The following is a 2509-nucleotide window of genomic DNA, read 5'->3' on the forward strand; positions in this document are numbered from 1 at the left end:
AAATCGAAGGACGAAGTACTTAAAATGCTAGGGTAAAAATTTTGGGTGTGCATCGAACCTTGAACTTTTAGCTACAAACCGAATGGCCCCGGCCCATGGAAATGTCGGGTTTTGTACAGCATGCACTTGCATGAGCGAAAGCATCAACTTTCAAATAATAAAATACGAGAGTTAATTCTATGAGTGCATTAAATTCGCCGATTGATCTTAAAAACATTTCTCCCATGGTTAAGGAAGTTACGAAGGAATGGATGAGAGAAATCCTAGCTTCAGATGAATCTGAAGACCGTTACGATTCAATAAGAAACTTATACAAGAAGTTTAACGAAGCCTTGATGAAGGAATATGGCGATAAAGGATCTGAGTGTGTAAACCAAAAATTCGGTGAGTTAAAACCACAAGTTGACTTTTTAGCCTCTCTTTTTTATTGCATAAACGATGACCTGCGAAACAGGCAAAGGGAGATGAAGTTTGACTCTCCCAAAGAGGAAGACGATTTTTTGCATGGCAGAGACTTCAACAGAGGCCTGCTCGACGTTCGAGATGAGGAATTTGATGCTGTTCTTGAATCTTTGTTGAGTAAAGTGCGATCCCTCGTAAAAAACGATGCCCTTGAGGCCGGTTGGGCGCTTAATCCCAAAGATCCGCCCAACCTTTTTATGTCATCTATACCCTTAATCGAGGGAAATTGGATAGACAAAGTGGCCCTGGAGGTGCTCGAATGGCATCAAGCCCTTTTAAAAGAGGGCTACGAGACACATCGGCCCGAAAAGGAAAACCTAATTGCCTGGCCGATCGTGTTAGAAGAAGGGCAAGATGAAGAGGCACTGAAGGGCGTGATTGTAAAAGTCGGCGATTTTGGAATTTTAGATAAAAACAGGCAGTACGCGATCTTTGTCGAGGCAGAAGAGCGCATAAATTTACTTAGACTAAAGGAACGTATTGTCGACGGCAGAGCATATGTATCATTAGCAGAATACTTCGACAGCACAGAGCATTTGCTTACCCAAGAAGATTTCTGCGTCATCGGCCCCGTCTAACCTAAGGGAAAAGGGCATTGAAGACGGCTACTACGTATATCCTTGCTTTGGCGATGATAGACCGATCAGGGCATCAATGGCCGAATGACGCTATGACGCCATTTAATTCATTTGCGGATTAGGAAATGAAAGTAGTGATATAAGCACATTGGTATCCAACATAGTTCTCATGCTATTCTTTTTATCTTTCGCGGCGAAGCTCTTTTATCGTTGTTACTACGTCATTCTCATCTTTTAACCCAACACGTTCCGCTTCACCGGCAAAAGCGGCCTGTGCTTTTCTTATGACTTCCATAGAAGCATTAAGTATATACACCCTACCTGCTTCCTCGACAAATAAAATCTTGTCACCCATCTTGACGCCCAATTTGCGGCGAATATCGACGGGAATGGTAACCTGTCCTTTTGAAGTGATCTTTGTGATCTCCATATCCCGTTCCTCCTCCTAAAGTAATGATATTCTTACTTTCCTTACACCAGCATTCTATTTGATCTGAACGAAAAGACCAATAGATTAACAATATTACAGTTGCTCCTCGCACCTTGCATTTTAATTTTTCACTCTATGAGAATGTAATGAGTCAGTATAAAAAATTTAAAAATTGCCGTTGACAAAAGTCTCGCCCATTCCTATAATGAGCACTGTCTTGGGGCTGTGGCGCAGAGGGAGCGCGCTTCCTTGGCATGGAAGAGGTCAGGGGTTCGAATCCCCTCAGCTCCACCAGTGAAGATAAAGCTCCCTTTCGTTGTTTGTCCGCGAAAAGGGAGCTTTCGTTTATTCTCGTGCTTAGAGAACGTTGAAAACCTCAACTTTCAAACGCCTTTATCCATTCTTCTTTGGAAATTCCGGCCTGTTTCAGGATGCGAGTCAGCAGATCGATACTTATATCCTTGCGATGCGGATTGGGTATAGTTAGGATTAAATCTCTTTTGATCATGTATGGGTGTTTCCCACCCACATATGGACCATCGAAGCCAAACTTGCGTAGCGTTCTTATCAAATCATGCCAGCCAGTTGGTGTGAGTTTAGCCATTAGCCATGAGTCTTCTTTCTGGCTCAGTGATGCGATGTTGTCCTATTGGAGGAATTGCAAGTCCCCGCTGCAGTCTTATGACAATCCAGCCTTCGAGTGTTTCTTTCAAATTGCGCCTGCATTCCTCTAGGGTCTTTCCAGTGGCCCAAACGCCCTCTAATTCAGGAATGGCTCCATAATAAGGCTCTTCGTCCTCGATAATTTCATATTTGGCGCTTTCCAATGCTGCTTCGATGTATTCTGTGAGCACCTGCATCACCTCCAGGCCATATCACCCTTTGTTGCTTTTTATTATACTACAAGTCTCGCAATGTATTTTCTTGACCGCTTCGAAGGTTGAGCGGCCCTTTTCTTATTTTGTTTGCCTCAGGCGTCAAATTGGCTTTTTATATGAGCTCCTTTGTATTAAACTTAGCTTGGTCTTGTTTGGGTAGG

The 2509-nt window shown here is 43.2% G+C and carries 4 protein-coding genes and 1 tRNA gene; 2 read left to right on the forward strand and 3 right to left on the reverse strand.

What is annotated here, in order from left to right; all coding sequences use genetic code 11:
• Window positions 1-179 precede the first annotated feature (179 nt).
• Window positions 180-1040, forward strand: a complete 861-nt coding sequence (locus Q7P41_RS05950) for a hypothetical protein (protein ID WP_303882876.1) — start codon at window positions 180-182, stop codon at window positions 1038-1040.
• Between the two features lie 181 nt (window positions 1041-1221).
• Here the strand turns inward: Q7P41_RS05950 and Q7P41_RS05955 are convergent, their stop codons facing one another.
• Window positions 1222-1470, reverse strand: coding sequence for an AbrB/MazE/SpoVT family DNA-binding domain-containing protein (locus Q7P41_RS05955; protein ID WP_303882877.1), 249 nt, complete (start codon window positions 1468-1470; stop codon window positions 1222-1224).
• A gap of 219 nt (window positions 1471-1689) precedes the next feature.
• Between Q7P41_RS05955 and Q7P41_RS05960 the strand changes: the two genes are divergently transcribed.
• Window positions 1690-1764 (forward strand) — tRNA-Ala (locus Q7P41_RS05960).
• Between the two features lie 82 nt (window positions 1765-1846).
• On the opposite strand, the gene Q7P41_RS05965 is transcribed toward Q7P41_RS05960, so the two are convergent.
• Together Q7P41_RS05965 and Q7P41_RS05970 are read right to left on the reverse strand one after the other, a co-directional pair.
• Window positions 1847-2074 (reverse strand): type II toxin-antitoxin system HicA family toxin, encoded by a 228-nt coding sequence (locus Q7P41_RS05965; protein WP_303882878.1) that lies wholly within the window; start codon window positions 2072-2074, stop codon window positions 1847-1849.
• Window positions 2067-2330 carry a type II toxin-antitoxin system HicB family antitoxin gene (locus tag Q7P41_RS05970; RefSeq protein WP_303882879.1) on the reverse strand — a complete coding sequence of 88 codons (264 nt, stop codon included), beginning with the start codon at window positions 2328-2330 and terminating at the stop codon, window positions 2067-2069. The genes Q7P41_RS05965 and Q7P41_RS05970 overlap by 8 nt, the downstream gene beginning before the upstream one ends.
• Window positions 2331-2509 lie beyond the last annotated feature (179 nt).

The organism is Acetomicrobium mobile (assembly GCF_937920065.1).

What these genes read in the sequence shown, in the direction of transcription:
- Q7P41_RS05950 (WP_303882876.1), top strand. Translation starts at nt 180, where the DNA reads ATGAGTGCATTAAATTCGCCGATTGATCTTAAAAACATTTCTCCCATG.
- Q7P41_RS05955 (WP_303882877.1), bottom strand. Translation starts at nt 1,470, where the DNA reads ATGGAGATCACAAAGATCACTTCAAAAGGACAGGTTACCATTCCCGTC.
- Q7P41_RS05965 (WP_303882878.1), bottom strand. Translation starts at nt 2,074, where the DNA reads ATGGCTAAACTCACACCAACTGGCTGGCATGATTTGATAAGAACGCTA.
- Q7P41_RS05970 (WP_303882879.1), bottom strand. Translation starts at nt 2,330, where the DNA reads ATGCAGGTGCTCACAGAATACATCGAAGCAGCATTGGAAAGCGCCAAA.